This is a genomic window from Desulfovibrio sp. 1188_IL3213 (assembly GCF_036763145.1).
GTDB lineage: Bacteria > Desulfobacterota > Desulfovibrionia > Desulfovibrionales > Desulfovibrionaceae > Desulfovibrio.
The window spans coordinates 1-2,027 of sequence record NZ_JBAIYR010000406.1 but is presented as its reverse complement, the minus strand read 5'-3'; the positions used below and the strand labels follow the sequence as shown (position 1 = coordinate 2,027).

Below are 2,027 nucleotides of genomic sequence, written 5' to 3'. Positions count from 1 at the left end.
GCCCGCGCCGGTGACGCCGGGCGCGGCTTTGCCGTGGTGGCCGATGAAGTGCGCAAGCTGGCCGAAAAAACCATGGCCTCCACCCACGATGTGGGAGCAGCCATCACGTCCATCCAGGCGAGCACCGCCAAAAGCATGACCGCGATGGAAACCGCCACGGAACAGGTAAGCCAGGCCACAGAATTCGCCAATCAGTCCGGCCAGGCCCTGGGAGAGATCGTCAGCACGGTGGAGGCCACGGCCGACCAGGTCAATGCCATTGCCGCGGCCAGCGAGCAGCAGTCCGTTGCCAGTGAAGAGATCAACCGCTCCATCACCACAGTGAATGATGTGGTACACCAGACCGCTGAAGCCATGCACGAGGCGGCCCTTGCCGTCAGCGACCTGGCCCGGCAGGCGCAGAATCTCAGTGCTCTCATTGGCGACATGAAAAAATAACAGCGCCCGGCGCAAAAAACCCCGCCGACTGTCAGCAGTCGGCGGGGGGGCATTTTTTCTCAGTGCGTTTTGGCTTTGCCCAATCCGCCCATGTGCCTGCGACAGCCATACGCCGTCTTTTCAAAAACAGGGAACGATATTTTGGGAGAAGCTGAGACAGGTTTGAAGTTTTTTCTGTAGTCGCCGCCCTAGAGCATTTAACACTTGAAATGCTCGCTTACGGCAGGCAAAAGCCTGCCTTCTCGCATTTCGTGGCAAGGATTTTCAAGAAAATCCTTGCAGAGCAGTTAACTCATTTCATTCGTTAACTGCTCTAGCCGCCCGCCGCGCAGCCGTACTGCAAAAGCAGGGAACAGGCAGCAGATGCCGCCATGAAAAAACATGCGTCAAAAGCGGAACCGACTGCCGGAAGCATTCCGGCAGGGCCGGGCGGGAACGGTGAGACCCTACTCCTCAAGCCAGGAGTCGTCTTCAAGCACCGTATAGCCGCGAACAACAAGATAGCTCACGCCGTCCGCCTCTTCGAGCAGCCCGGAAACCTCCACGGGAAGACTCACTGCATCATCCAGATCCACGCCAGCGCCGCGCGGCACGATGCGGTATTCCACATCGTCCTGAACCACGGCCACCCTGGCCTGCCGCGCATCCACAGAGCGTGGCATCGCCGTAACATACCCTTTGATGGTAATGGAATTCTTGTTCATACGCTGTTATATTGCCTTTAATAATCCGGTTTTTTTCGCTATAGCGCCTTTTATGCCGCGATGCAAGAACTCTTGCCCGGCTGCGCCCGCTTTTCTTTCATACCCGGAATATTGACGTGTACCGCCATCTTTCGGCAATTTTTCGCGCATGCCCGCCATGCCTGAAGGCAGGGGCAACAGAACCTTTGCAGCAACGCCGCGCCCGCCGGTTCCTCAGGGGCTTTACGTACGCCCCATCCTAGAGCAGATTAACTTTGAGAATATACATTCTCAAAGTTTAAGGCACGCTCACTTCGGCGTTTAATCGCGCAGATAAACTGCGCTTACGCCTCCGTAGCGAACGTCTGCTCACGCAGACGCCAGAACAATTTCAAAGTGAAATTGCTCTAGAGCAGATTAACTTTGAGAATATACATTCTCAAAGTTTAAGGCACGCTCACTTCGGCGTTTAATCGCGCAGATAAACTGCGCTTACGCCTCCGTAGCGAACGTCTGCTCACGCAGACGCCAGAGCAATTTCAAAGTGAAATTGCTCTGGACAGTGTCGTCACGAGATGAATTTCCTTGGTATATCAAGGAGAACGAGCCTTTTATGCAGGGAGTGTACTCTTATGGTACTCGACCGGAATAAAAGGCGAAGTTCGACGCAGAGATACCGGAAAAGGCGCTCGTGATGACACTGTCTACAGCCCGTGCTTTTTCATAAGCTCATACCAGTGCCCGCGCGAAACTCCGGCCATACCGGCGGCCTTGCGCGCATCGCCGTTGCTGGCGCTCCATACGCTTCGCACATAGGCTTCTTCGGCCCGGGCTTTCCATTGGCGCAGATCCGGCAGGTCATCGCCTACCGCACCCACGGGAGGCAGCCCAGGATACAGAACAGAG

The 2,027-nt window shown here is 55.8% G+C and carries 3 protein-coding genes and 1 pseudogene; 1 reads left to right on the top strand and 3 read right to left on the bottom strand.

Going from position 1 to position 2,027, the window contains the following annotated elements:
* On the top strand, nt 1-438 hold a 438-nt coding region (locus V6C16_RS11985; protein WP_333543305.1), incomplete at its 5' end, for a methyl-accepting chemotaxis protein.
* Nucleotides 439-884: 446 nt separating this feature from the next.
* Here V6C16_RS11985 and V6C16_RS11980 read toward each other — a convergent pair.
* The 3 genes and pseudogenes from V6C16_RS11980 to V6C16_RS11970 form a co-directional block, all read right to left on the bottom strand.
* Nucleotides 885-1,142, bottom strand: a complete 258-nt coding sequence (locus tag V6C16_RS11980) for a hypothetical protein (protein ID WP_333535703.1) — start codon at nt 1,140-1,142, stop codon at nt 885-887.
* A gap of 6 nt (nt 1,143-1,148) precedes the next feature.
* Entirely contained in the window at nt 1,149-1,292 is a 144-nt protein-coding gene (locus V6C16_RS11975) for a hypothetical protein (protein ID WP_333535704.1), read from the bottom strand.
* Nucleotides 1,293-1,825: 533 nt separating this feature from the next.
* A pseudogene (locus V6C16_RS11970) lies at nt 1,826-2,027 on the bottom strand (sigma-54-dependent transcriptional regulator); the annotation flags it as partial.